The following is a 24,772-nucleotide window of genomic DNA, read 5'->3' as shown; positions in this document are numbered from 1 at the left end:
CAGATGATGCATTCCTCACTCGGAGAGTTCTTAAGTCAGGGAACCGAGATCTTGGCATCCGGGCCTGTTGCCATGATCTTCATCGAAGACCGGGTGGAGATGACCACAACACTGCGCCACCATCTCGATTGTGGTTTTGCCGAGGTCGTCGCCTTTGTGCCTGATGCCTTTGATCTGCCTTATGACGTCGAAAGTCGGATCCATCGTGTACCGTTTGATTGCAGCAGGCGCGAAGCGGTATTCGATGCGATCAATCGGGTGATCGATGTCGCGGCACCCGGATGTTGGCTCTACTACTGCTACAACGCCGAATATTTGTTCTACCCCTTCAGCGAGACCCGCAGTGTCGGCGAAATGCTGACGTTCCACGCCGAAGAGCGCCGTGCGGCAATGCTGACCTACGTAATCGACCTATACGCAGCGAATTTAGAGGCCCACCCGAACGGAGTGTCCCTGGAGGACGCGCATCTTGATAAATCGGGGTACTACGCGCAGGCACGGCTCGATCCGGAAACCGGGCACCCGCTAGAGCGGCAATTGGATTTCTTCGGGGGTGTGCGCTGGCGCTACGAAGAGCATATCCCGAAGGTCAGTCGCAAGATTGACCGCATCTCGCTATTCAGGGCCCGCCCCGGCCTGCGGCTGCTTGAGGATCACCGTTTCAACGAACCGGAATACAACACCTACGCCTGTCCCTGGCATCACAATCTGACAGCTGCTGTCTGCTCTTTCAGAACTGCCAAGGCTCTGAAACGCAACCCGGGCTCGGCCTTCGAGATCGACAGCTTCTACTGGCACAACTCCACCCCATTTGACTGGCAGGCGCGGCAACTTCTGGATCTTGGTCTGATAGAACCGGGCCAGTGGTTCTGACCCAGCGGGCTGGGTCTGAGCCGCAAGAGCCGCTCAGACCGAGTTAGATCACCGCTGCAGCAGGACCGGGAACCAGTCTTCGCGCAGAACCTGGCCCGGTGTCATGTCATGGCCCGGATAGGGCGGAGAGGTGCGGCCCGGACGCTCGATATATCGTGCATCGTCTCCTACCAGGCGCAACGAAAAGGCGCGGCGGCGCGTGTCACTCGTGTTGCCACGCGCACCATGAAGCGTCCGGTAGTTGAAAGCGACCGCATCACCGGGCTCCATCTCCCATTCCAGAACCGTCATACCCTCTGCGTCCGGATCCGGAACGGGCATGTATTGCCCCTCATCCGGAAAGAACCCTTCCTCCGACACCCAGCGGGTCGGCAGGACTTCCTTTTCCCAAAGGTGCGAACCCGCCACGCAGCGCAGCGATGCCTCTTTCACCTGATCCAGTGGCGACCAGAAGCTGATGGTCTGCTGCCCTTCGACGAAATAATAGGGTCCATCCTGGTGCCACGGCGTAGGCATAGAGGTTCCCGGCTCTTTGACCAGGACATGATCATGGAACATCTGCACGCGCTTTGACTGCATCAAATCAGCCGCAACCTCGGCCACGGGCGAGTCGTTGATGGCCTGTTCAAACTGCGAAATGCGGTTCCAGTTGCAATAATCATCAAAGAACCGGCCGGTCTGCCCCTTCTTTTCGTTGTTTGACGCATAGGGGCCTGGTTCAGCCATATTGGCCTCAACGCCATCGCGCAGCAGCTGAACCTGATCGGCAAAAAGCCCACGGATCAGGGTCACACCATCGCGCTGAAATTGGTCGATGTGGTCTTGGGTAATGAGGGGATGTGGCATCGCGCTGTCCTTGGTCTCAAATCTTCGGGGTTCCATGATCTGGCAGACCCGTTCGAGAGGATCTTGCGCTCAGCCACCACGAATGCTCAAATAATATCTAAGAATGCGAGCAATAGCCTGATGTTATACCTAACCCTCCGCCACTACGAATATGTCTGCGCAATCGCCCAGCATGGTAGCCTCTCTGCAGCTGCGGCAGCAGCTCATGTCAGCCAGCCGGCCCTATCCAATGCCCTTGCGCGGGTAGAGGAACACCTCGGCCAGGCCCTGTTCCTGCGCCGCAAGGGGGCGGCGGTTGTGCTGACGCCACAGGGTCGGATCTTTGCTGAGCAGGCTCAGGCATTGCTCGATCAGGCAGCCCGCCTCGAAGGTCAGAGCGATGAAGACACGTCAGGCCAGAAACTGACGATCGGATGTTTCAGTGATCTGGCCCCATTTGTGCTGGCCCCGGCACTGCAAGCATTGCGAAGCGCACTACCTGAAGTGGCCATCCGATACCGCGTCGATGATTTCGAACCCTTGATTGCAGCGCTGACCGGCGGTGATGTGGATATGGCGATCAGCTATGATCTTGGCGTTGATGGCAGTTTCGCCAGACAAGAGCTGTCGCGCAGAGCACCCCGTGCGCTGGTTCCGCAAACCCATCCGCTCGCGCGCCAGCAGGCGGTTACGCTGAGAGAGCTAGCGGGTCATCCGTTGATTCTGTCCGACGAGGGGCTGTCTGTTCGCCATATGCTGGCGCTGTTCAAATCCGTTGCGAGCCTGCCCCGCATTGCACATCGGGCGGCATCAGTCGAACTCCTACGCAGCCTTGCGGCCAACGGTGAAGGGGTCGGCATCACTTACAGCCACCCTCCCGGAAGCACGTCATATGACGGCAAACAGCTGGCCGCGGTCCCGATTTCAGACGTCACCGCAGAAGAACCCATCGTCCTGATCAGCCATGCAAAGCCAAGCGCCAACAGCCTGCTTGCGCAGGCGCAGGGTATCTTGAAATCGGTTGTGACCTAGACCTTGCGCAGGCGGATCACCACGTCAACCGACGCGATTTCCACCCCATCAGGTGCGGCAGGCAGGCGCTGGATCACCAGCTGATCAGAGGGCGCGTCGGACAGCCGCCCGTCTTCTTCCCAGAAGAAATGCGGATGGTCATGCGTGTTGGTGTCAAAATAGCTCTTGGAGCCGTCCACCGTAATCTCCTGCAGCACGCCTGCCTCGCAAAACGCTCGCAGCGTGTTGTAGACCGTGGCAAGTGAAACAGCCGCACCCTTGTCCTTGGCTGCGTCAAACAGGCTCTCGGCGGTGACATGGCGGTGCTTGCCATCCCCGACCAGCAGCTCTGCCAGCGCGACCCGCTGTCGGGTCGGGCGCAGACCGGCCGAAACCAGCCAGTCAGTTGCAATATCTGCGCTTGTTGGCGTCATGAAGCGAGTCCTGCTTGGCGTTGCTGACCGCATATATAGCCAGAGTCGGCGCCTGCATTCAATTCAATTTCCACGCGATCGCACTGCTGCGCCAGCCTGTCACAGCACCTTTACCAAAACGCAACAGCACAAACCGACGCGCTCACACAATGCCCGGAACTCTTGCAGGACACTTGGCGCGGGTGCTACAGGGGGCCAGATAAATGATGACACCACAGGCAGGAGAAGCGCCAGCATGGCCGATTACCCCAGCAGCTTTGACAAAGACGATTTGCTGAAATGTGCACGAGGCGAGCTTTTTGGCCCCGGCAACGCACAGCTGCCTGCTCCGCCGATGCTGATGATGGACCGCATCACCGAGGTCTCCGCAGATGGCGGCGCCCACGGCAAAGGCCACATCATGGCCGAGTTCGACATCACGCCCGACCTGTGGTTCTTTGACTGCCACTTCCCCGGCAACCCGATCATGCCTGGCTGCCTTGGCCTTGATGGTCTGTGGCAGCTGACCGGTTTCAACCTGGGCTGGCGCGGCTGGCAGGGGCGTGGCTACGCCCTTGGTGTGGGTGAAGTCAAACTCACCGGCATGGTTCGCCCGGATCGCAAGATGCTGACCTACAAGGTCGATTTCACCAAGGCCATCCAGACCCGCCGCCTGACCATGGGCGTGGCAGATGGCATCGTCGAAGCGGACGGTGAAGTGATCTATCAGGTCAAAGATATGAAGGTCGCCCTGTCCGAGAGCTGATCCTCCGCTCTATCGGCACCTGAACTAGAAATAGGAGTACGCAACATGCGTCGCGTCGTCGTCACCGGTCTGGGTATTGTTTCCTCGATCGGCAACAATGCCGAAGAGGTCCTTGCCTCGCTTAAAGCCGGGAAATCCGGTATCGAAGCCAGCCCTGAAATGGCTGAACACGGTTTCCGCAGCCAGATTGCCGGGACGCTGAAACTGGATGTCAGCGAACATGTCGACAAGCGCACCCTGCGTTTCATGGGCGCAGGCGCGGCCTATGCCCATATCGCAATGAGCCAGGCGATTGCAGATTCCGGCTTGAGCGAAGACCAGATCGTCAACGAGCGCACAGGTCTTGTTGCAGGCTCCGGTGGCCCGTCCACTTCTGCAATGCTGACGGCGCATCAGACCGTTCTGAAAACCGGTGCGACCAAGCGGATCGGGCCGTTTGCAGTGCCGAAATGCATGTCCTCCACGATCTCGGCCAACCTAGCGACAGCGTTCAAGATCAAAGGCATCAACTACTCCATCACCTCGGCCTGCTCGACCTCTCTGCACTGCATTGGCAATGCGGCTGAGCAGATCATGATGGGCAAGCAGGACGTGATGTTTGCCGGCGGTGGCGAGGAACTGGACTGGACCCTGTCCTGCCTGTTCGACGCGATGGGCGCAATGTCGTCAAAGTACAATGACACCCCCGAAAAGGCCTCCCGCGCATTTGATCAGGACCGCGATGGTTTCGTCATTTCCGGTGGTGGCGGCATCGTGGTGCTTGAAGATCTGGAACATGCACTGGCCCGCGGCGCCAAGATCTACGCCGAAGTCACCGGCTTTGCGGCAACCTCTGACGGTCATGATATGGTTGCGCCCTCGGGCGAAGGTGGCGAACGCGCCATGCGTCTCGCGCTCCAGTCCCTGCCGGAAGGCCGCAAGGTGGATTACATCAACGCACACGGCACTTCGACACCGGTTGGTGACGTGGGAGAGGTCGAAGCTGCCCGCCGCGTCTTTGGCGCAGGCAACGTGCCTCCCATTTCCTCAACCAAGTCGATGACAGGCCATGCCCAGGGCGCTGCTGGCGCGCTGGAAGCGATCTTCTGCCTGCTGATGCTGGACAACGACTTCATCGCACCGTCGATCAACGTCGAAACGCTCGCAGATGGCATCGAGCCCTCTGAAGTTGCGACCAGCTTGGTCGAAAATGCGGGCCTCGATAGCGTCATGACGAACAGCTTTGGCTTTGGTGGCACCAATGGCTCGATGGTGCTGAGCAAATACAAAGGCTGAGCTAAGCCAGCTGTAAAACTGACACTGCGGCCGTGGGATTCACTGCATCCTGCGGCCGTCTTCGTTTCGGATGTGCCGCTGGCGGCAAACTAGGCGGCTGCCTCTGCCAACTCCCGGCGCAGCAGCTGCATCAACTCTCTTGCCGACATGGCACGTGCCCGCGTTGCCCCCTGCCCGGCCCATTGCGCTCCGAATCCGGTCTCTCCTGCCGCTTTGGCAGCCTCGTTCAACGCCTTGCCCGCATCATAAGCGATTGGATAGTCCGGCACAGCCAAGGGCGACTGTTCCTGCCCCCACGCAGTGAAGGAATTTGCAAGGCAACGCGCAGGTCGGCCAGATATGACGGCGGTCATTTCAGTTGCGCCGCCACCGTTGAGCAGAGCCGCGCGATAACCAGCGTCTGCACTGCTCTCCGGACAGGCGATGAATGCCGTGCCAAGCTGGGCTGCAGCAGCGCCCGCGCTCAATGCCTCGGCAATATCGGCGCCGGTCATGATGCCACCTGCGGCGATCACCGGCACATCCAGTTCATCAACACTCTGTCGGACAAAATCGAGGGTCGCCAGTCGCTCGTCCTGCGCATCAGGATCAAACACGCCGCGATGACCCCCAGCCTGCCAGCCCTGGGCCACGATGCCATCAATGCCGCTTTCTGCGATCCTCTGCGCCTCAGGCAATGAGGTTGCCGTGGCCAACAGAACGATCCCCAGCGCCTTCATCCGCTCAATCACCCCCTGATCGGGCAGGCCAAAATGAAAACTCACAACATCGGGCCGCTGCGCGCACAGCATATCCTGCATGGCGCCATCAGCCGCAAAACTCGTGTAGATCTCGCGAAGATCGCGGGGCGGTTCAGCGCCGAAGCGGGCAAACAATGGCGCCATCCGAGCAAGCCATTCCGCCTCCCTTTCAGGAGAGGGTACTGCGGGGCGATGGCAAAACACGTTGACGTTGAAAGGCCCGTCTGTTGCCGCGCGGGTCTTTGCGATCATGGCCTGAGCCACCTCCACAGTGGCTGCGCCAATTCCGATGGCGCCCAACCCACCTGCGTTGGTCACGGCAGCCGCCATCTGCGGGGTGCTGACACCTGCCATCGGTGCCTGAAAAATGGGGGTTTGCAGTCCCAGCCGGTCGATCAATTGCGCTGAACGGTCTGACATGGCGGGGGTTCTCCTGCTGCTATCTGATACAGCGCAGAAGACTTGGTTTGGTGAGGCGACGCAAGCCCGCGCCGCCTCAAGCCGGGATCAGTTGACCGAGACCAGCTCGATGTCAAAGATCAGTTCCTTGCCTGCCAGCGGGTGGTTGGCGTCAAGGGTAACGGTCGCCTCGGTCACTTCGACGACGGTCACGGGAAGAACTTCACCGGTCGGCGCCTGCATCTGAAGCTGGGTCCCGATTTCCAGCGGGATTTCTGCAGGAATGCCCTCACGCGGGATGGTCTGGCGTGCTTCGTCGTGGCTTGGGCCATAGGCCTGCTCTGCCGGGATATTCAATGTCTTCTTTTCGCCGACGGTCATACCCATCAGGCCTGCGTCCATACCTTCAATGACCTGGCCTGAACCGACGGTGAATTCCAGCGGCTCCCGCCCCTCGGAGCTGTCAAAGACGCTGCCGTCTGTCAGCTTGCCAGTGTAGTGGATGCGCACGGTATCGCCGCTTTTTACCTCGGTCATGGGATCTCCAATTGGGTTCGAGTGTACAAAGTCGCGCACCCTAACGGACATGGCGCTGATGTAAACCCGATGGCTCTAATCCTGCGTGATTGGGCATTTCGCAGTAATGTGGGTGGTATTCACGCCTGTTTTGCGCCTAGGCTACCCCAACCGGAGCCAAGCGGAGCGCAGACAGATGGCGATCACCACCTGTATTTTCGATGCCTATGGAACCCTGTTCGACGTGGCTGCCGCGGCCAGGCAGGCCGCACAGGAGCCGGAGTTCCCGCATCTGATCGACAACTGGGCTACCCTGGCAAATCACTGGCGGCTCAAACAGTTGCAATACACCTGGCTGCGCGCCATCACCGGGGCACATACCGATTTCTGGCAGGTCACGCAGGACGGGCTGGATTGGGCGATGGAGGCCACCGGGCTCAGCGGTGATCCGCAGCTTCGCCAACGGCTATTGGATCTTTACTGGCAATTGCAGGCCTATGAGGAAGTTCCAAACATGCTGCGCAGGCTGAAAGAGGCAGGCATGAACACGGCCATTCTGTCGAACGGATCACCCGACATGCTCAGCGGGGCAGTTCAGTCAGCGGGGCTGTCGGGCGTTTTGGACGATGTGCTGTCGGTCGAAAGCGTTGGCGTCTTCAAGCCCGATTCGCGCGTGTATGACCTCGTGGGCGCGCGATTTGCGTGCCAGCCGCAGGAGGTCTTGTTTGTGTCCTCAAACGGCTGGGATGCCGCCGGGGCCAGCGGATATGGATTTGAAACGGCTTGGGTCAATCGGGCTTCCGAACCAGTGGACCGCCTTCCATGGACACCGCAGCATATTCTGAGCGACCTCACATCCATCCCTGATCTCATCAATAGCTGAGGCGCCAATATGTCCGAAGCGACATGGCCGAACCCGGCCTATTTCACCACGTCCGACGGATTGCGCCTTGCCTATGTCGACTGCATGCCGACAGAGCCGGATGGATCCGTCCCCCTGATTTGTCTCGCCGGGCTGACCCGTGACGGGCAGGATTTCCGATATCTTCTACCTCACATGACCGGACGGCGGCTGATCCTGCTGGACGCACGCGGGCGCGGGAGCTCCGATCACGCGGACGATTTCACAACCTACGCCGTGCCAGTCGAAGCACGGGACGTGATAGAGATGTTGGATCATCTCAACATCGCCCGTGCGGCTGTTCTGGGCACCTCGCGCGGCGGAATGGTCGCGATGGTTCTCGCCGCAACCGTAAAGGACCGGCTGGCGGCGGTTATTCTCAATGATGTTGGGCCTGAAATTCCGGCAGGGGGCGTTGATCGCATCATGGCCTATGTTGGCCGCCGCCCTGCTGCCAAGACCCACCACGAGGCGGCTGAGGCGCTTTCAGCCCATTTGGGTTCGGACTTTCCCGATGTTCCCTTTCAGCGCTGGCTTGCAGAAGCCCAGACCTTTTACGAGCAGACCGACGACGGCCTTGCCTTGCGCTATGACAAACGCATTCGCGACGCTTTGCTGGCGCAGGCAGAGGCAGGCCCGTTCCCGGATCTTTGGCCTTTGTTCATGGCACTGCAGGGCCTGCCCTGTGGCGTTATCAGAGGAGAGAATTCCGATATCTTGAGCCGGGACACCTTCTCTGAGATGCAAAGACGCCTGCCAGAACTGGAGGCTGTCGAAGTTGCCAACCGCGGCCATGTTCCCTTTCTTGACGAACCTGCCGCCCTTGCCCTGATCAAAAACGTATTGGACCAGATTGAATGAGCACTTTCGCCGCCATTTCCAAAGCCGCTGACCGGCTGGCCGGTCACGCCCGCTGTACGCCGCTTTTGTCATCACCATTTCTCGACGACATCGCTGGCCGCCAAGTCTTGGTCAAAGCGGAATGCCTACAGCACACCGGCTCATTCAAGTTCCGCGGCGGATGGGCCGCGCTGTCCGCCCTCACACCAGAACAACGCAGCAAGGGTGTTCTGGCCTACTCCAGCGGCAATCACGCGCAGGGAGTCGCGGCCGCAGCGGCCGCACATGATGCGCCTGCCGTGATTGTCATGCCCCAGGACGCGCCTGCGATCAAAATTGCCAACACCCGCGCCCTTGGCGCCGAAGTGGTACTGTATGATCGCGCCACAGAGGATCGGGACCGGATCGGCGCGGATCTGGCGCAGACCCGTGGGTTGACCCTTGTGAAACCCTATGATGACGAACAAGTCATTGCCGGTCAGGGCACTGTGGGGCTTGAAATCGCAGATCAAGCCAAAGCACTGGGCATCAAAGAGGCTGATGTGCTCGTCTGTTGTGGTGGCGGAGGTCTGACCGCAGGTGTCTCCATCGCATTGAAGGAACGCGCCCCAGATATGGCCGTTCACCCATGCGAGCCGGAAGGGTTTGATGACGTCACCCGCTCTCTCGCAACGGGAGAGATCTGCCGAAACGCGACAACGTCCGGGTCCATTTGCGATGCGATCCTGACCCCGTCACCAGGTGATTTGACCTTTCCCATCCTGAAACAGACCTGCGCAAGCGGGATCGTCGTGACCGAAGACGAGGCGCTGCATGCGATGGCTCTTGCCTTTACCCGTTTGAAGATCGTGCTGGAGCCGGGAGGCGCGGTGGCCCTTGCGGCGGCGCTGTTCCATCCAGACGCGCTGAGCATGCCGGTGGCAATTGCCGTTGCGACCGGCGGCAATGTCGATCCTGTCATCTTTGCCGAAGCGCTTGGAAAATACGGCTGATACAGGCTTTTGGGACTGCGGTTTGCATCAGGGTCGCGCTGCTTTACCTTGTGATGGGGGCGCGATAATGCTCCCACCAAGCAAGACCGGGAGACCTTTATGCAGATTGCGGACCTGGGCGATGTCCAGCTGAACTATCGTGAAGACGGCAGCCCATCAGGTCGGCCGATCGTTTTTGCAAACTCTCTGGGAACAGATCTGCATCTGTGGGATGAGGTTGTCGACCGCCTCCCCAAAGATCTGCGCATTGTTCGATACGATCTGCGCGGGCACGGCCGCTCTTCCGTGCCCCCTGCCCCGTATTCCATGGGCGCGCTGGTCCGTGATGCTGAGCGTCTTCTGGACCAGCTGGAAGTGCGCGACTGCATCTTTGTCGGTCTTTCCATCGGCGGGATGATCGCACAGGGGTTGGCCGTCAAGCGGCTTGACCTGATGCGTGGGCTGGTTTTGTCGAATACAGCTGCGAAAATCGGAACCGCTGCCAACTGGCAAGCGCGAATAGACTCCGTTCGCTCTTCTGGGCTCGACAGTATTGCCGACGCAGTGATGGAGCGTTGGTTCGCCCCCGCCTTTCAGAAATCGGGCCAGGTTCCGAAATGGCGCGATACTCTGCTGCGCCAGTCAAGCGAAGGCTACGTGGGATGCTGTGCGGCAATTGCCGGGACGGACTTCTACACGCCAACCAGCGGATTGCGCCTTCCGACGCTTGGAATAGCGGGATCGGATGATGGCGCCACACCCGCGGATCTGGTTCGCGAAACCGTTGATTTGATCCCAGGGTCGAAATTCGAACTGATCCGACGCGCAGGCCATCTGCCCTGCGTCGAACAACCCGACATTTTCAGCGATCATCTGATCACATTCCTGCGCGAGGTGGGGCACATTGACTGATCTGCTCTTGGTGCATGGATCCTGCCATGGGGCATGGTGCTGGCGGGATCTGATTCCGGCCCTGACAGAACGGGGCATCAGCGCCCGAACGCTTGACCTGCCCGGTCATGGCGCAGATCAGACAGAGACAACGGATTTGGCCGCGATTTCGCTGGAGGACACGGCCAAGGCCATTCGCGCCCACACATCGGCCGAGACAATCGTTTTGGGCCATTCCTGGGGGGGATACCCCATTTCTGCGGCTGCAGATCTGGGAGAGCGGCTTCGTGGATTGATCTACCTCTGCGCCTATGTTCCGAAGCCGGGCCTGTCCATGATCGACATGCGCAAGGCCAGCCCACGGCAGACTCTGACGGGCAAGACCCGGAAATCGGCTGACGGAGCCAGCTATCGCTTTGCGTCTGAGTTTGCTGCCGAACTGCTTTATCACGACTGCTCTGCCGAGGTTGTCGACTATGCGTTGCCGCGCCTGTGCGCCCAGTCGATCACGCCCCAAGACACCCCGTATCATCCCGACGCCACATGGGCAGAAACCCCAAAGGCGTATATCCGCTGCACGCAGGATCGGGTGATCCCACCAGAGTACCAAGCCCAAATGGTAGCAGACTGGCATCCTGAAACAGTACACGCGCTTGCCCGTTCGCATTCTCCCTTTTTCTCAGCGCCGCAAGAGCTTGCCGGCCTGATTGCCACAATTACGAAAGATATGTAATGGCCGCCTCCCTCTTTGACAGCCAACTTTATGCCAACCTGTTCAAGACAGGAGATGTCTCTCGCCTATTCTCTGACAGCGCCGAAATCCGGGCTATGCTGCTGGTCGAGGGAGCTTTGGCCAAGGCCCAGGGCGCGATGGGGCTCATTCCCGAGGACAGCGCTGCCGCAATCGGGCGTGCCGTGATGGAGGTCGCGCTTGACCCAGGTGCATTGACCCGTGAAACCGGCAGGAACGGTGTCCCGGTTCCAGCGCTGGTGGCGGCGCTGCGCGAGGAAATGAATGCGCCTGAACATGCGCAATACGTCCATTGGGGCGCCACTTCGCAGGATATCATGGACACGGGCCTGATGTTGCGTCTGCGCCAGGCAATGGCTGCAGTTGAGACGGACCTGAAGGCGATCCTCGCACAACTCGGTCCGATGGCGGAAACATACGCCATGCAGCCGATTGCAGGCCGGACCTACGGGCAGATCGCAACGCCCACCAGTTACGGCGCGATTGTGGCCGGATGGGGCACGCCGCTCTTGTCGCTGCTCGAGGAACTGGCAACGTTGCGACGCTCTTGCCTGCTGGTGTCCCTGTCAGGTGCCGCAGGAACCGCCAGCGCCCTTGGTCATGAAGCAGCAGACCTGCGCAAGCGCCTGGCTGAGGGTCTCGCGCTCACCGATCCCAAGCGCAGCTGGCACAGCGACCGCACACCGGTTTTACGCATCGCGGATTGGTTTACGCGCGTGTCGGTTTGCCTTGGCAAACTCGGAAACGACGTGATCGGACTGAGCCAGAGCAGCGTTGGAGAAATCAACCTGTCCTCTGGCGGTGCGTCCTCGACCATGCCGCAAAAGCAAAACCCGGTCTCTGCCTCTGCCTTGGTGGCACTGGCTCATCAAGCGAGCGCACAGCTTTCTGCCTTGCATACCTCGGCCAGCCCTCAGCACCAACGCGACGGTGCAAGCTGGTTTGGCGAGTGGCTCAGCCTGCCGCAGATCGTGTTCTGCGCCGCGAGTGCCGCCCAAACGGCAAAAGGTCTGACAGGTGAGATTTCCCCAAACACCGGACAGATGGACGCTGTTTTCGAGGGCACTGGCGCAACGATCTTTGCCGAGGCGCTGACCTTTGAACTGGCCCGTGTGATGCGCAGACCAGAGGCACAGGCCGCTGTGAAAACCCTGTGCCAGACCGCAATTTCCACGGGTCGCTCCTTGCAGGATCTGGCAACGGAAGCCTACCCGGACCTTGATCTTGACCCCGTCTTTTCTGCGCAAAATCAGCTTGGACAGGCGCCGCAGGAGGCGCGCAACTTTGCCGAGGCCTGCAAGGCGCTCTAAACGGGGTATCTCTCCCCCGACATGTGCCTGGAACGCCACGGCAGCGGACACGACGCAACGTTGCCTGTTTCAGACTTGCGAGCTGTCCCGCTGCGGTCCACCGTGGCCTCAAACAGGGAGAAGAGCACATGCCGACGATCAAAGCCGCAGTCTGTCACGAATTTGGCGCGCCTCTTGTGATTGAAGAGGTGCAGCTGGCAGCCCCCAAAAGCGGCGAAGTCGAGGTCACGCTTGATGCAGTCGCAATCTGTCACAGCGACATTTCCTTCGCCGATGGGGCCTGGGGCGGATTCCTTCCCGCGGTTTATGGGCACGAGGCCGCCGGAACCGTCAGCGCAGTAGGTGAAGGCGTCACAGGCTTTGGCGAAGGTGACAGTGTTGTGGTGACGCTCATCCGGTCCTGCGGGATATGCCCCAGCTGCGCAGGCGGTGCACCGACGTTGTGCGAAACGCCTTACGACGACAAAAACGGCCCGCTCAGCACGGTGGATGGCAAGCCGCTGTCGCAAGCGATGGCCTGTGGCGCCTTTGCCGAAAAGGTCGTGGTTGACCACCGCCAAATCGTCAAGATCCCGTCCGACATGGCCAAGGACGTTGCCGCGCTCGTGTCATGCGGGGTCATCACCGGTGTTGGAGCAGCGGTCAATGCAGCGCAGTTGCGGCCAGGTCAGGACGTTGTGGTAATCGGCGCAGGCGGTGTTGGTCTGAATGCAATCCAGGGTGCGCGCATCGCAGGTGCCAGACGGATCATTGCGGTCGACATGAGCGAAGAGAAACTCGAGATCGCCAAGGAATTCGGCGCAACCGACGGCGTGCTTGCCTCGCTCAAATCGCCATGGAAAGCCAGCTACAAGGCGCTTGGCGGCAAGGGGGCTGAAGTGGTGCTCGTCACCGTCGGGGCTATTCCTGCCTACGAACAGGCGGCCCGTTACATGGGCCGCGGTGGCCGGATGATCATGATCGGCATGCCTCACTCGGGTGAGACCGCGACCTATGAGCCCGTCATCATGGCCGCCATCGGACAAGGCATGATCGGCTCAAAGATGGGCGATGTGGTCATTCAGCGTGACATCCCGTGGATGATCGACCTCTACCAGCAGGGGCGGCTGAAACTGGACGAGCTGATTTCCGGGCGCTGGTCTTTGGAACAGATCAACGAAGCGATTGCCGACACCAAGACAGGCGCGGCCCGCCGCAACGTCATCTTGTTCGATCGCGCGTAAGAATAGACCCTAATCCCAAGGTTAGATCCTGATGAAACTCCAAGACCTCGACGTGATCATCACCGCCCCACCTGCTCCCGGTTGGGGAGGGCGCTATTGGATTTTGGTCAAATTGACCACGGACACAGGCATCACCGGATGGGGCGAATGCTATGCCGCGACGATTGGTCCAGAGGCCATGCGCCATGTGATCGAAGACGTTTTCAACCGCCATATGCAGGGACAATCCCCAGAAAACATCGAGTGGATGTTCCGCAGGGTCTATTCATCCGGCTTCACACAACGGCCTGATCTTACCGTGATGGGCGCGTTTAGCGGGCTTGAAATCGCGTGTTGGGATATCCTTGGCAAAGACCGTGATCGCCCGGTCCATGCGCTGATGGGCGGGCGAATGAATGATCGCCTGCGCGCATACACGTACCTCTACCCCCAGGACGGCCATGATATCGATGCCTTCTGGAACGACCCGGACCTAGCTGCCGAATCCGCAGCCGCGATGGTCGCCAAGGGCTATACGGCAGTGAAATTTGATCCGGCTGGTCCCTACACGATGCGCGGTGGTCATATGCCTGCCCAAAGCGACATCGCCCAATCCGTTGCCTTTTGCCGTGCCATTCGCGATGCCGTTGGCGAGCGGGCCGATCTGCTGTTTGGCACACATGGCCAGTTCACCCCGGCTGGCGCAATCCGGCTTGGTCAGGCGCTGGAGCCATATCAGCCGCTGTGGTTCGAAGAGCCCACGCCTCCGGACATGATCGAGGACATGGCCCGCGTTGCAGCCCAGGTGCGTATCCCCGTAGCCACAGGCGAGCGGCTGACCACCAAGACAGAATTCGCTGCCGTCCTGCGTGCGGGCGCAGCCGAAATTTTGCAACCTGCTCTGGGTCGGGCCGGTGGCCTGTGGGAGACCAAGAAGATTGCCGCCATCGCCGAAGTCTTTGGTGCGCAGATGGCGCCACATCTTTACGCAGGTCCGGTCGAATGGGCAGCCAACATTCAACTCGCAGCCTCGATCCCCAATCTGTTGATGATCGAAACCATCGAAACCCCTTTCCATTCTGACCTGATCAAAAACACAATCACCGTAGAAGACGGGTTTGTGATCCCGTCAGATGCCCCCGGATTGGGGATCGACGTGGACGAAGACCTCGCGCGTGCGCACCCGTTCACAGGTGACGACCTGCACCTGAACATGCAGGATGCCCCCTGCAACTATGCCGAGGGAAACACCTTCGTCGGCGGCGCCCCACCGTCCAAGGACTGAGGCGCAGCCCCCGTCTCTCGGGGCTTGTTGATCAATTAGAGACGTACCCCGCAACCACCTGCAAAAGTTTGAATGCGGTTGCGGCGTCGTTTTCCACCACTGCGAGGAACTCTTCCTCGCCAATGCGAAGACAGGTCAGATCCGTCTCTGCCAGCATGCTCAATGCGCGCGGCTCTTTTCGGATCAACCCCAGTTCGCCAACGAGCCGCCCAGGGCCGACCTTTGCAACCAGCCGGTCAGCCCCTTCCTGCGGCAGATACAGACCTGCTTCGCCCTCCAGCACCATATAGGCGCCATCACTCGCCTCATCATCCTTGAGAAACACACTGTCACCAGCCTTGGCGGTGTACCAGCGCGCGCCAAATGCGAGGAGACGCATCTGGCGGCGGTTCAGGCCAGAAAACAGCTCTGTCTGTTCGAGCGCGCGCAATTTGCGGGCAAGATCCGCGCTGCCCGCCCCATCCGTCGTGGCCTCTGCAGCAGGCAGTTCGCTGACCAACCGCCCCTGACGCAGCTCGTAATAGCTGTCAAAGACTTCGGGGCTTTCAAAACCGCTTCCAAGATAGATCAACGTGGTTTCAGGAAGCAATTTGCGGAGGTTCTTGTGGATCGCTATGCGGGTGTCGAGATCATAACTCGCCATTGCGCTGTCCAGGATCAGGATGTCAGGGCGCTTGATTGAAGCGCGGGAAAATGCGAGCGGCTCGGCAAAGCTCGCAGCCAGCCCCTGCCCACCCAACGCAATCGGCAGGTCAAAGATCAGCTCTACCACCAGATCGCGCACACCGCTGTCGGCCAGCACTTCCGACACCTTTTTCTGAACTTCCTCAGCCCGTGCGCCCGCAGTGTCGGACACTTTACCAAACAGCGCGTTTTCAAGCACATTCAGGCCCGGCGCGAAACTGGCAGGGTCAAGAGGTTCGAAAATGTCGCCGATGGTATCCATCAGCTGTTTCGAGTGGCTCTTGCGGAATGCGAGAATGCGATCCGCTATCTCGTCACCAAACGCAGCCCCAATCTGTTCGGCGGAAATACTGAAAGGAACGATCAACAACCGCGCCAGTTCCTCGTGGCTCAGTGCGCCGACACCTGCATCGCGGCTTTTGGCGACAAGGGACAACGCCCCCTCATACGCCGATGCCTCAAGCCCCAGTTTGCGAAACAGCGGATGATCCGTGCCATCGATACCAAAGATCTGCCGCAGCATTTCAACGACATCGCGGCTAAGCGCGACAAGGTCGCTATCCAGCTTCAACTCGCGCAGCTGATCGAGGAAGTCATCCTGTTCCCGCAGGACGTCTTCGGTAATCCGAACAGGCGATGTTGCGTAAAGGAGGTTCTCTGCCACCGGCAATGCGGGGTTGTAGGTTTCGCGGTCGAGAAAATGGACATAGGCCGAAAGCCCCGCATCATCGATCGCTCTCTGGACGGTCGGGCGCAGCTCTACCAGCCGCTCTGCCAGCTTCTTGTGGGTCTTGGGATCAAAGCGTTGCTCGACCCCACGCCGGAAAAGAGCCGTATCAGAGCCGATACCTGCAACAAGTTTCAGCCACCAATCGCGCAGCTCACTCTCGCTTGAGAAGCCGGCCAGAGCGGGATCCAGCCAGGAGGCGTCCAGCGGATCCGGGCTGTTGCCTGCCCGCTGCGCAACATCATATCGCCGCACATCCCGCGCCCCGCTCAGCGGACGTTGCCGGATCGGCATCATTACATTGTCCCCAAACGACCCCTGAAACAGGACCGGTCGGGAGTTGGCGTGGCCGATGCGTGCCGCAATGACGGCCTGATGGATCTCACGCATGTCCTGGCCGCCAATACTAACCTCACCCGCCGAGGGCAGCAGTTCGCGTGTCAGCACCCCCGCCAGCGCCCTGCGATCTTCTTCCGATGGGGCTGCAACGCCGATAACACGACCAGACGGAAAACTCGCGTTCAGATCTTCAAGCACAAGATTGCCGTCAGCGTCGCGGACGTTGACCCCTTTGATGACAATGTCACCGTGCAGCCGTGTGAGCTTATCAGGTGAGCCCGTCATCAGGTCTTCATTCACCATACCGGCCGGGTCGAACCGCTCAAGTATGACTTCCCAGCGCAGGGCCATGTCCTGCGTCTGGTTGTAATAGGCAAGGAGCTCTTTCCAAGGTGAGGCCAGATCCTTGTAGGCCGCCAACGCCGCCACCAGCGCCCCCAATGAAACTTTGCCTTCAAGCACGAGATATCCGCCAACTGCGTAAAACAGGAACGGCGTCAGCTGGGTGATGAAGTTATTGAGAAACTTCATGAAGAATTTCTTCTGATAGATCTCGAACCGGATGTCGTAGAGATTGCCGAGCCGATCCGTGATCACCGCCATGCGGTACCGCCACCCGCCATTCAGCCTCAGCGTGGCGGCCCCAGCAGCACTTTCGCCAATTTCGGACGCAAGCGCCCTGACCTGCTTGATCCGCTTCTTGTTCAGCAGGTTGATCTGCCGTTGAAGCATCGGGATCAGCCATCCCTGCAACGGAATAAGGGCGACCGCTGCAAGTCCGAACCAGACATTCTGCATGAACAGAAAGTAGAGGATGGTCAGCATCTGTCCCGCCTGCAAGACAGGCTGGCTCACCGCATCCCCCATCAAACCACCCATCGGTTCGCTTTCCGAAGTGATCATCGAGACCAGTTCGCCCTGACTAACCCGTTCAAAATAGGGTTGCGGAAAGCGCAGGACCCGCGAGATCAACCGATAGCGAAAGCGGCGTAGCATACGCTCTGCCAGCACGCCCTTCATGGTGTTGATCCGCATCTTCAACAGCCCGTGCGCCAAAACTGCCAGCAGGAAAGCACCGCACAAAAGCCACAGATAATGCAGTTGCTCCAGCTCATAGCCGAAGACATCAATCAGGCCACTCTGGGCACCGATCGCGTCATTGATAATCCGCTTTGGCAATTCAAGGGTCAGGTAGAGCAGCGGAAACAGGCAGGCTGTCACAACCAGCAGAACGAGTTGATCGCGCTTGGAGTATTTCCAGATAAACTGAAAGAGTGTGCGTTCTATGGGACCGCTCCGAAGTGGCTGGCGAAACCTATCCCTTCATGGGTAGCCGGATCGCTGTGGACAGGCAATGGTCTGACCGCGACAGCGCCTGTTTCAGATTGCTGCACGATAGCCTGACGGGGCGTCGTTGGTCCAAGACACGAGACGGTGTTTGCCAGTGCTGAAAAAATCCGTAAGGTTTCAGAGTGCGCGAAAGCAAATGAGGCCGGACCCTTGCCAGAACACGTCGGTTCCCTTTTGGGACTAATCTGCTTGTTCCAGATCAAGCACATGTTTGCCGACTTCTATCTGCAAACTCCCAAGATGCTGTCCGGGCGGGGCGAATATTTCCACGCCGGACGTGCACAGCATGCTGGCGTCCATGCTTTGGGATCAATCCTTGCCTTTGTCATCATGGGGGCGCCGGTTGGGTTCATCCTGATTGTCTGCGCACTTGAGTGGATCGCGCACTTCAACATCGACTACGGCAAGGCTTGCTATTCTGAAAAGAAATGCCTCTCGCCCAACATGGCCACCTTCTGGCGCGCGATGGGAACAGATCAGGCCCTGCATCAACTGACATATCTCGCGATGGCCGCCGCCTGGGTGTATTTCGTCGCGGCCTAGCCCCGGTCAGACCCGGCCAGCCCGATCAGGGGCGCACAGGCTTGTCCCGCTTGATCGTGCGCAACACGACATTGGTTTGCGCACTTGCCACCGCAGGCAAGCGAAACAGAAAAGACTCCAGAAAACGGTTGTACGCGTCCAGGTCCGGCGCCAACACACGTAGGTGATAGTCAGCCTGCCCTGTTGTTGCATAACATTCCTGGACCAGATCGTTTGTCTCAACTGCGCGAATGAAATCCGTGAGCTTGTCAGGATCGTGCCGTGTGAGGTGCACATGAACGATGGCATGGAACCCCAACCCCATCGCAGCGGGGTTCACAACCGCGCCATATCGTTCGATGACGCCTGCCTCTTCCAGTGCCCGAACACGCCGCCAAAACGCCGACGCCGACATCCCCACGGCCTCTGCCAGCTCCGCGTTAGACGTCCGTGCGTCCTGTTGCAGCAGGGTGAGGATCCTGCGGTCACGATCATCCAAAACAACGGCCATGTAAAAACCTTATCCGAATTCAACATACATATCGGAAATTCTATCCGATTTCACGCAAACTGAAACACGATCTGGTGAAATTTTCCACCGAATTCGGGATAGCCTTGCGCAAATTGACCACCACACTCACCTTTGGCGCAAGGGATCTTCGCGATGACCCAGCTCAACCATGACTTCTGCAGCTATCAGCTGGAAGACCGATACAATCTGACCAGTGGCCGGGTTTTCCTGACCGGCACCCAGGCGTTGGCCCGGATCATGTTGGATCAGGCGCGCCGCGACCGTGAGGCCGGTCTGAACACTGCTGGCTTTGTCTCCGGCTACCGTGGATCGCCGCTTGGCGGTGTTGATCTCGAATTCTGGCGCTCAAAAAAGCGGATGGAAGAAAACAAGATCACCTTCATGCCTGCCGTGAATGAAGATCTTGGCGCAACCGCCGTCCTGGGCGCACAGCAGGCCATTCTTGATCCGCACTGCGAGGTCGAAGGGGTCTTTTCCATGTGGTACGGCAAAGGACCCGGTGTCGACAGATCCGGCGATGCGCTGAAACACGGCAACGCCTATGGATCGTCTGAAAAAGGCGGCGTTCTGGTCGTTGCCGGTGACGACCATGGCTGCGTCAGCTCCTCCATGCCGCACCAATCTGATGTGGCTTTCATGTCGTGGTTCATGCCGGTTCTCAATCCGGCAGATGTGGCGGAATTCCTGAGTTTCGGTGAATACGGATTTGCCCTGTCGCGCTATTCCGGCACTTGGGTGGGTTTCAAGGCGGTGTCCGAAACAGTCGAGAGTGCGCGCTCTGTCGACCTGCAAGCAGATCGCACATTCACCTATCCGGAGCTGCCAGACTATCCCGGCGGGCTGCATATTCGCCGGTCCGATCTGCCATCCCCCGAAATTGAGACGCGGATCCATGCCAAACTGCGGGCGGTACGCGCCTTTGCCGAGGCAAATCCGATTGACCGTCGGGTCTATGATATCCCTGATGCACCATTTGGCTTTGTCACGACAGGCAAGGGGCATCTCGATCTGATGGAGGCCCTGCGACTGCTTGGGCTGGATGAAACGGCCTGCAAACGCCTTGGGATCGACATCTACAAGGTAGGAATGGTCTGGCCGCTCGCCCGCACCGAAGCGCTGCGGTTCGTGAAGGGTAAACAAGAGGTGCTGGTCGTTGAAGAAAAGCGAGGCATCATTGAGAGCCAGTTCAAGGAATATTTCTATGACTGGCCGGGCGACAAACCCCAACGCATGGTTGGCAAACACGACAGCCAGGGCAACCCGCTGATCCCCTGGACCGGGGAGCTGTCACCATTGACCCTTGTTCCGATTGTCGCCGAACGCCTGAACCGCTTCTTTCCGGAAGAAAAGCTGCTGGAAAAGGCACGCGCCCTGACCGAGCAGCCCCCTAAATTGCTGAATATTCCGGGCGCGACCCGCACCCCCTATTTCTGCTCGGGATGCCCTCACAACACCTCGACGAAGCTGCCCGAAGGAAGCAAAGCCAATTCCGGAATTGGCTGCCATGTCATGGCAAGCTGGATGGACCGGGACACGGCAGGCTATGCGCAGATGGGCGGCGAAGGCGTGCCGTGGACGGTTGCTTCGCAATACAACGGGGGCAAGCATGTGTTCCAGAACCTTGGTGAAGGCACCTGGTATCACTCTGGCTCTCTCGCCATCCGCCAAGCCGTCGCCGCAGGCACCAACATAACTTACAAGATCCTTTACAACGACGCTGTTGCAATGACGGGTGGGCAACCTGTGGATGGCCCGGTCAGCGTCTCTGGCATCGCGCAAACCTGCCGCGCCGAGGGCGTTGAACGCATCGCGTTGGTATCTGACGATATCGCCAAATTCTCGCCTGCCGACTTTCCAGCGAATACCAGCTTTCATGATCGCAGTGAGATGGATGTCCTGCAGCGGGAACTGCGTGACATTCCCGGCGTCACCGTCCTGATCTACGAACAGACCTGCGCCACAGAGAAACGTCGCCGCCGCAAGCGGGGCAAGATGGAGGATCCGAAGAAGTTCGCCTTTATCAATGATCTCGTCTGCGAGGGTTGCGGCGATTGTTCTGTCGAATCCAACTGCCTGAGCGTGGAGCCCAAGGAAACGCCATTTGGGCGTAAGCGCAAAATCAACCTGTCGAGCTGCAACAAGGATTTCTCCTGCCTGAACGGTTTTTGCCCCAGCTTCGTAACCGTTGAGGGCGCTGAGCGGCGAAAGAAACAAATCGCAGATCTCAACGCCAACGCGCTGATGGCCGGGCTGCCGACGCCTCAGCTGCCACGCCTGGATACTCCGTTTGACCTTCTGGTCACAGGCGTTGGCGGGACCGGCGTTGTTACGGTTGGCGCCCTGATCACAATGGCTGCGCATTTGGAGGGCAAGGGAGCAAGTGTTCTGGACTTCACCGGATTTGCGCAAAAGTTCGGCACCGTCTTGGGATATATTCGCCTGTCCAACTCTCCCGACACCCTGAATCAGGTGCGCATCGACCAAAGCGCCGCGGACGCAGTGATCGGCTGCGACGTGGTCGTCAGCTCAGCTCCAAAGGCATCGGCTCACTACCGGCCCGGCACAAAGATGGTCTTGAACCATGCTGAGATGCCAACTGGTGATCTGGTCTTGCGTCGGGATGCCGACCTCATGGCATCACTGCGTGAAAGCGAAATTGCCAACGTCATCGGGGCAGAAAACCTGTCGGGGTTTGACGCCAATGAGGCTGCAGAAACGCTGCTCGGCGACGCAGTATTGGCCAACGTGATGATGCTGGGATTTGCCTGGCAGAAGGGATTGGTCCCCGTAAGCGCAGGAGCGCTGGACCAGGCAATCGTTCTGAATGGTGTTGCGATTGAAAAGAACCGTCTGGCCCTCGCCATCGGGCGGGCTCTTGCGGCTGACCCGTCACGCCTTGCCCAGCATTACGCCGAAGAGCCCGCGACAGAAGAATCCTTGAAAGATCTGATCGATCGACGGGCGACGTTCCTCACCGGGTATCAGGATGTGGACTACGCCAGGTCCTACACTGCTGCATTGGACGCCCTCTACAATGCGCTGCCAGAACAAAAGGCAGAGGAGCTGACCACTGCGGCCGCCCGTGCGCTGTTCAAACTGATGGCCTACAAGGACGAGTTCGAAGTCGCCCGCCTACTGAGCACAGACAGCTTTGCTCACCAGCTCAGCACCGAGTTTGAGGGTGATTTCAAGGTCAAATACCACCTCGCTCCAGCGCTGCTCAGCCGTAAGACAGACGCGCGTGGTCGGCCCAGAAAGATGCAGTTTGGGCAATGGTTGCGCCCGGCACTAAAGGTTCTGTCCAAAGGCCGTCGCCTGCGCAACAGCCGTTTCAACCCCTTTGCCTACCACGAAGAGGCCCGGCTGCATCGCGACCTTCTGCAATGGTACCGGGAGGTCTTGAATGCTGCGGCCAAGCGCTACGATGCCGACAAACACGAAAGCTGGCTGGCGGTGCTCTCCGCCCCTATGGACATTCGTGGCTATGGGCCCGTGCGTATGGAAGCCGCAGAAAAGACCCGCGCCGAGGTCGACGCGCTGCTGGCCGGGCTCTGAGCCCGGTCTACCCGCTCAGGCGCGCCAATATTGTTTGGCGTAGACCGCAAATTCGGCCAGCTCATCCGGGTTGGCCGGTTTGCCGGTGAAGACTTCCAGATAGGATCCGGTCATCGACACCCGCTGTTCATAGGGTTCGTTCAGACCCGCCATGTCATAGCCGAGCTGCATGTAATATAGAACCCTGGCACGGGTGCGTGCCTCCAAATCGGGATAGTCGAAACGCCGGAACATATCGGCGAGAGCCTGTACACGGCGGGCGTCTGAGGCATCCAGGAGATTACGCACCGGCCCCGATCTGCGCGACCAGTCGCGGATGGCAAAATCAAGCGCTGTGTTGAACAGTTCAGGGTTCGTGGTACAGCGAAAGACATTGAGGACTGCCGCCGTGATTGTCTCTGCCGGGGTTTCCGCCTGCGTGATCAATCCGGCCGTATTTGTCTGGTCCCAGCTTGTCAGCAAAGCATCAAGCAGTTCTTGGCGGGACTTGAAATACCAATAAAAGGACGAGCGAGACACTCCCATCCGCTCAGCCAGGGCCAGAACCTTTACCTGCTCCACACCGTCGGTGACTAGCACGTCCATCGCAACGTTCAGCCAATCCGTGCGCGTCACCTTGATATTGCCAATCAGCGGTTCAGCATCTGGGTTGTCACGGTGCAAGATCGGTTTTTCGGCCATTTGATGCCTCGTTGTTGTCGAACCAGGCGCACAGGTGGCAGCCCTGCAGTGGTGTTACCACGCAAGAAAGCCCGCTGCAGCGTAAAATTCAGGCAAGGCCAGGGTCTAGAGTGCCGCGCTTGGTCGTTGCGAGATGGTATCGAACCAACGCTGGGTCCCGCTATGCTCTGCAGGGATCCGCATCTTGATCACCCTGGCGAAATCCACAAAGACGAAGGCCGAAATATCAGCAAGGCTGAAGAAATTGCCTGCAAGATAGGGGCTATCGCTCAGCCGGGCATCCAGTAGATCAAAAAACCGCGCAACCCGGCGAAAACCACGCTCTGCCAATTCCGGAACTTGGGCATGGTTGTCCGGCCCTGGAATGGCCCGGTTTTCAAATGCGGGATGGCTGTTGCGCAGCGCCTCTGCGATTGGGTGGCCGCCCTGTGCTTCGACGATGGCATTCCACATCAGCACCTCCGCTTCCTCACGCGCGGAACTGCCCATCAAAGGCGGGTCTGGATGAAGAAGCTCAAGATATCGCGCAATCGCCAGGTTTTCCGTCAGCGTCGCACCATCGTCCGTCGTCAGAACCGGGATGGTGCCATGTGGATTGATCACAAGGAAATCGGCTGACAATTGTTGTCGCTCCGCGATGGAAATTTCGCGGCTTTCGATCTCCAGCCCCTTTTCGGCAATAAACATCCGGGCGCGTCTGGGGTTTGGGGCTGTGCTGCAATCATAGAAAATCACTGGGATCCTCCCTAGGCTGCGTGCTGCTGTGCACAAGATCAGCCTAGGTGCCAGACACTGGCTGGGCCAGTCAATTCAGCGAAAGCTTACCCTACGTCGCTGAAAGTCACTCAATGCGAAGATATGTAAAGCAGCGACCTTCAACCGCCCCTTCCGGCAGCGGCTGCTCGACGAGATTTGTAAAATACATCCGATCAGACGACACCATAAGGCCACCGGGGGCCAGCAGCGGTTCGATCAGGGGGGACACCATGCGCGCAAAAGCGTCGTTCTTCTCACGGCTGTGGCCGCCGAGATCCGCATGGATCAGACTTGCGCCGGTTGGAAAACGATCAAGTGCCGCGGGCAGAGTTTCACGGACATCCCCAAGAATGGTCAGCTCTTCGGCTGGGGTACTGTCGGGGTGCGACGCGACCGCCCGTTCAAAAACATAGATGTCACGGTCCCGGATCCGCTCGCGCATGTGGTGGAACGTACGGCCATTGCCCAGCCCGAGTTCGAAAACCGGTTCGGTCCGTCCCTTTGTGCGCGCAATCGCATCATCCAGACAGGCCCGTTGTGACACCATGCGATCAATGAATAGATCCAGGCGGGTGATGGATGGCTGCTCGCTCATGTAGGCTCTCCTGATCCGTGCGGTCTGCTCGGGTGTCTTTGCGACAGAAGTGACAGAGATCG

General features: G+C 59.2%; 23 protein-coding genes. 14 read left to right on the top strand and 9 right to left on the bottom strand.

Annotation, left to right across the window (positions count from 1 at the left end; all coding sequences use genetic code 11):
* The first annotated feature begins 3 nt into the window (after positions 1-3).
* A complete protein-coding gene (locus tag NIT7645_RS12545; RefSeq protein WP_008562319.1) occupies positions 4-873 on the top strand; it encodes a glycosyltransferase family protein in 870 nt (289 codons plus the stop codon).
* 48 nt (positions 874-921) lie between these two features.
* Here NIT7645_RS12545 and NIT7645_RS12540 read toward each other — a convergent pair whose 3' ends face one another.
* Positions 922-1,719 carry a phytanoyl-CoA dioxygenase family protein gene (locus tag NIT7645_RS12540; protein WP_008562246.1) on the bottom strand — a complete coding sequence of 266 codons (798 nt, stop codon included), beginning with the start codon at positions 1,717-1,719 and terminating at the stop codon, positions 922-924.
* Positions 1,720-1,839: 120 nt separating this feature from the next.
* Between NIT7645_RS12540 and NIT7645_RS12535 the strand changes: the two genes are divergently transcribed.
* A complete protein-coding gene (locus NIT7645_RS12535) occupies positions 1,840-2,730 on the top strand; it encodes a LysR substrate-binding domain-containing protein (protein ID WP_008560133.1) in 891 nt (296 codons plus the stop codon).
* Here NIT7645_RS12535 and irrA read toward each other — a convergent pair.
* A complete protein-coding gene (irrA, locus tag NIT7645_RS12530; protein WP_008561569.1) occupies positions 2,727-3,143 on the bottom strand; it encodes an iron response transcriptional regulator IrrA in 417 nt (138 codons plus the stop codon). The two genes, NIT7645_RS12535 and irrA, sit on opposite strands and share 4 nt — an antisense overlap.
* 235 nt (positions 3,144-3,378) lie before the next feature.
* Between irrA and fabA the strand changes: the two genes are divergently transcribed.
* On the top strand, positions 3,379-3,888 hold the full coding sequence (fabA, locus tag NIT7645_RS12525; RefSeq protein ID WP_008560391.1) for a bifunctional 3-hydroxydecanoyl-ACP dehydratase/trans-2-decenoyl-ACP isomerase: 510 nt from the start codon (positions 3,379-3,381) through the stop codon (positions 3,886-3,888).
* 45 nt (positions 3,889-3,933) lie between these two features.
* The gene (gene fabB, locus NIT7645_RS12520) at positions 3,934-5,163 is read left to right on the top strand and encodes a beta-ketoacyl-ACP synthase I (RefSeq protein WP_008560803.1); all 1,230 of its coding nucleotides are present in this window, start codon (positions 3,934-3,936) and stop codon (positions 5,161-5,163) included.
* A gap of 89 nt (positions 5,164-5,252) precedes the next feature.
* On the opposite strand, the gene NIT7645_RS12515 is transcribed toward fabB, so the two are convergent.
* Complete coding sequence (locus NIT7645_RS12515; protein ID WP_008560523.1) at positions 5,253-6,323, bottom strand: NAD(P)H-dependent flavin oxidoreductase; 1,071 nt, start codon at positions 6,321-6,323, stop codon at positions 5,253-5,255.
* 87 nt (positions 6,324-6,410) lie between these two features.
* Positions 6,411-6,839, bottom strand: a complete 429-nt coding sequence (locus NIT7645_RS12510) for an FKBP-type peptidyl-prolyl cis-trans isomerase (RefSeq protein WP_008560837.1) — start codon at positions 6,837-6,839, stop codon at positions 6,411-6,413.
* Positions 6,840-7,014: 175 nt separating this feature from the next.
* Here NIT7645_RS12510 and NIT7645_RS12505 point away from each other — a divergent pair, with 175 nt between their 5' ends.
* The 8 genes from NIT7645_RS12505 (at position 7,015) to NIT7645_RS12470 (ending at position 14,969) form a co-directional block, all read left to right on the top strand.
* Positions 7,015-7,701, top strand: a complete 687-nt coding sequence (locus tag NIT7645_RS12505; RefSeq protein WP_008560317.1) for a haloacid dehalogenase type II — start codon at positions 7,015-7,017, stop codon at positions 7,699-7,701.
* A gap of 9 nt (positions 7,702-7,710) precedes the next feature.
* The gene (locus NIT7645_RS12500) at positions 7,711-8,580 is read left to right on the top strand and encodes an alpha/beta fold hydrolase (protein WP_008558793.1); all 870 of its coding nucleotides are present in this window, start codon (positions 7,711-7,713) and stop codon (positions 8,578-8,580) included.
* Entirely contained in the window at positions 8,577-9,551 is a 975-nt protein-coding gene (locus tag NIT7645_RS12495) for a threonine ammonia-lyase (RefSeq protein ID WP_008562696.1), read from the top strand. Before NIT7645_RS12500 ends, NIT7645_RS12495 begins: the two co-directional genes overlap by 4 nt.
* Positions 9,552-9,650: 99 nt before the next feature.
* Positions 9,651-10,442, top strand: coding sequence for a 3-oxoadipate enol-lactonase (pcaD, locus tag NIT7645_RS12490; RefSeq protein ID WP_008559716.1), 792 nt, complete (start codon positions 9,651-9,653; stop codon positions 10,440-10,442).
* Positions 10,435-11,154, top strand: coding sequence for an alpha/beta fold hydrolase (locus NIT7645_RS12485; RefSeq protein WP_008562855.1), 720 nt, complete (start codon positions 10,435-10,437; stop codon positions 11,152-11,154). The genes pcaD and NIT7645_RS12485 overlap by 8 nt, the downstream gene beginning before the upstream one ends.
* Positions 11,154-12,482 carry a class-II fumarase/aspartase family protein gene (locus NIT7645_RS12480; protein WP_008562781.1) on the top strand — a complete coding sequence of 443 codons (1,329 nt, stop codon included), beginning with the start codon at positions 11,154-11,156 and terminating at the stop codon, positions 12,480-12,482. The genes NIT7645_RS12485 and NIT7645_RS12480 overlap by 1 nt, the downstream gene beginning before the upstream one ends.
* Positions 12,483-12,610: 128 nt before the next feature.
* On the top strand, positions 12,611-13,705 hold the full coding sequence (locus tag NIT7645_RS12475) for a Zn-dependent alcohol dehydrogenase (RefSeq protein ID WP_008563251.1): 1,095 nt from the start codon (positions 12,611-12,613) through the stop codon (positions 13,703-13,705).
* 31 nt (positions 13,706-13,736) lie between these two features.
* Complete coding sequence (locus NIT7645_RS12470; RefSeq protein WP_008561192.1) at positions 13,737-14,969, top strand: mandelate racemase/muconate lactonizing enzyme family protein; 1,233 nt, start codon at positions 13,737-13,739, stop codon at positions 14,967-14,969.
* Positions 14,970-15,000: 31 nt separating this feature from the next.
* Here the strand turns inward: NIT7645_RS12470 and NIT7645_RS12465 are convergent, their stop codons facing one another.
* Positions 15,001-17,940 (bottom strand): ABC transporter transmembrane domain-containing protein, encoded by a 2,940-nt coding sequence (locus NIT7645_RS12465; protein WP_008561814.1) that lies wholly within the window; start codon positions 17,938-17,940, stop codon positions 15,001-15,003.
* A gap of 279 nt (positions 17,941-18,219) precedes the next feature.
* On the opposite strand from NIT7645_RS12465, the gene NIT7645_RS12460 reads away from it, so the two are divergent.
* Entirely contained in the window at positions 18,220-18,612 is a 393-nt protein-coding gene (locus tag NIT7645_RS12460; RefSeq protein ID WP_037302558.1) for a DUF3307 domain-containing protein, read from the top strand.
* A 25-nt stretch (positions 18,613-18,637) separates the two neighbouring features.
* Here NIT7645_RS12460 and NIT7645_RS12455 read toward each other — a convergent pair whose 3' ends face one another.
* Positions 18,638-19,102 (bottom strand): Lrp/AsnC family transcriptional regulator, encoded by a 465-nt coding sequence (locus NIT7645_RS12455; RefSeq protein WP_008559043.1) that lies wholly within the window; start codon positions 19,100-19,102, stop codon positions 18,638-18,640.
* Positions 19,103-19,255: 153 nt separating this feature from the next.
* Between NIT7645_RS12455 and NIT7645_RS12450 the strand changes: the two genes are divergently transcribed.
* The gene (locus NIT7645_RS12450) at positions 19,256-22,678 is read left to right on the top strand and encodes an indolepyruvate ferredoxin oxidoreductase family protein (RefSeq protein ID WP_050687270.1); all 3,423 of its coding nucleotides are present in this window, start codon (positions 19,256-19,258) and stop codon (positions 22,676-22,678) included.
* A gap of 15 nt (positions 22,679-22,693) precedes the next feature.
* On the opposite strand, the gene NIT7645_RS12445 is transcribed toward NIT7645_RS12450, so the two are convergent.
* The 3 genes from NIT7645_RS12445 to NIT7645_RS12435 form a co-directional block, all read right to left on the bottom strand.
* Positions 22,694-23,359, bottom strand: a complete 666-nt coding sequence (locus tag NIT7645_RS12445) for a TetR/AcrR family transcriptional regulator (protein ID WP_008562999.1) — start codon at positions 23,357-23,359, stop codon at positions 22,694-22,696.
* A 105-nt stretch (positions 23,360-23,464) separates the two neighbouring features.
* Positions 23,465-24,094, bottom strand: coding sequence for a glutathione S-transferase family protein (locus NIT7645_RS12440; protein ID WP_037302559.1), 630 nt, complete (start codon positions 24,092-24,094; stop codon positions 23,465-23,467).
* Between the two features lie 106 nt (positions 24,095-24,200).
* Positions 24,201-24,710: a class I SAM-dependent methyltransferase gene (locus NIT7645_RS12435; RefSeq protein WP_037302560.1), complete on the bottom strand. Its 510-nt coding sequence runs from the start codon at positions 24,708-24,710 to the stop codon at positions 24,201-24,203.
* Between the last annotated feature and the right edge of the window lie 62 nt (positions 24,711-24,772).

Origin of the sequence: Phaeobacter italicus, assembly GCF_001258055.1 — a bacterium.
GTDB lineage: Bacteria > Pseudomonadota > Alphaproteobacteria > Rhodobacterales > Rhodobacteraceae > Phaeobacter > Phaeobacter italicus.
The sequence above is the reverse complement of the archived record's forward strand: the minus strand, read 5'-3'. Positions and strand labels throughout refer to the sequence as shown.

Excerpts from the sequence above, each read along its gene's own strand:
- NIT7645_RS12545 (WP_008562319.1), top strand. The coding sequence starts at position 4 with ATGATGCATTCCTCACTCGGAGAGTTCTTAAGTCAGGGAACCGAGATC.
- NIT7645_RS12540 (WP_008562246.1), bottom strand. The coding sequence starts at position 1,719 with ATGCCACATCCCCTCATTACCCAAGACCACATCGACCAATTTCAGCGC.
- NIT7645_RS12535 (WP_008560133.1), top strand. The coding sequence starts at position 1,840 with ATGTTATACCTAACCCTCCGCCACTACGAATATGTCTGCGCAATCGCC.
- irrA (WP_008561569.1), bottom strand. The coding sequence starts at position 3,143 with ATGACGCCAACAAGCGCAGATATTGCAACTGACTGGCTGGTTTCGGCC.
- fabA (WP_008560391.1), top strand. The coding sequence starts at position 3,379 with ATGGCCGATTACCCCAGCAGCTTTGACAAAGACGATTTGCTGAAATGT.
- fabB (WP_008560803.1), top strand. The coding sequence starts at position 3,934 with ATGCGTCGCGTCGTCGTCACCGGTCTGGGTATTGTTTCCTCGATCGGC.
- NIT7645_RS12515 (WP_008560523.1), bottom strand. The coding sequence starts at position 6,323 with ATGTCAGACCGTTCAGCGCAATTGATCGACCGGCTGGGACTGCAAACC.
- NIT7645_RS12510 (WP_008560837.1), bottom strand. The coding sequence starts at position 6,839 with ATGACCGAGGTAAAAAGCGGCGATACCGTGCGCATCCACTACACTGGC.
- NIT7645_RS12505 (WP_008560317.1), top strand. The coding sequence starts at position 7,015 with ATGGCGATCACCACCTGTATTTTCGATGCCTATGGAACCCTGTTCGAC.
- NIT7645_RS12500 (WP_008558793.1), top strand. The coding sequence starts at position 7,711 with ATGTCCGAAGCGACATGGCCGAACCCGGCCTATTTCACCACGTCCGAC.
- NIT7645_RS12495 (WP_008562696.1), top strand. The coding sequence starts at position 8,577 with ATGAGCACTTTCGCCGCCATTTCCAAAGCCGCTGACCGGCTGGCCGGT.
- pcaD (WP_008559716.1), top strand. The coding sequence starts at position 9,651 with ATGCAGATTGCGGACCTGGGCGATGTCCAGCTGAACTATCGTGAAGAC.
- NIT7645_RS12480 (WP_008562781.1), top strand. The coding sequence starts at position 11,154 with ATGGCCGCCTCCCTCTTTGACAGCCAACTTTATGCCAACCTGTTCAAG.
- NIT7645_RS12475 (WP_008563251.1), top strand. The coding sequence starts at position 12,611 with ATGCCGACGATCAAAGCCGCAGTCTGTCACGAATTTGGCGCGCCTCTT.
- NIT7645_RS12470 (WP_008561192.1), top strand. The coding sequence starts at position 13,737 with ATGAAACTCCAAGACCTCGACGTGATCATCACCGCCCCACCTGCTCCC.
- NIT7645_RS12455 (WP_008559043.1), bottom strand. The coding sequence starts at position 19,102 with ATGGCCGTTGTTTTGGATGATCGTGACCGCAGGATCCTCACCCTGCTG.
- NIT7645_RS12450 (WP_050687270.1), top strand. The coding sequence starts at position 19,256 with ATGACCCAGCTCAACCATGACTTCTGCAGCTATCAGCTGGAAGACCGA.
- NIT7645_RS12445 (WP_008562999.1), bottom strand. The coding sequence starts at position 23,359 with ATGGCCGAAAAACCGATCTTGCACCGTGACAACCCAGATGCTGAACCG.
- NIT7645_RS12435 (WP_037302560.1), bottom strand. The coding sequence starts at position 24,710 with ATGAGCGAGCAGCCATCCATCACCCGCCTGGATCTATTCATTGATCGC.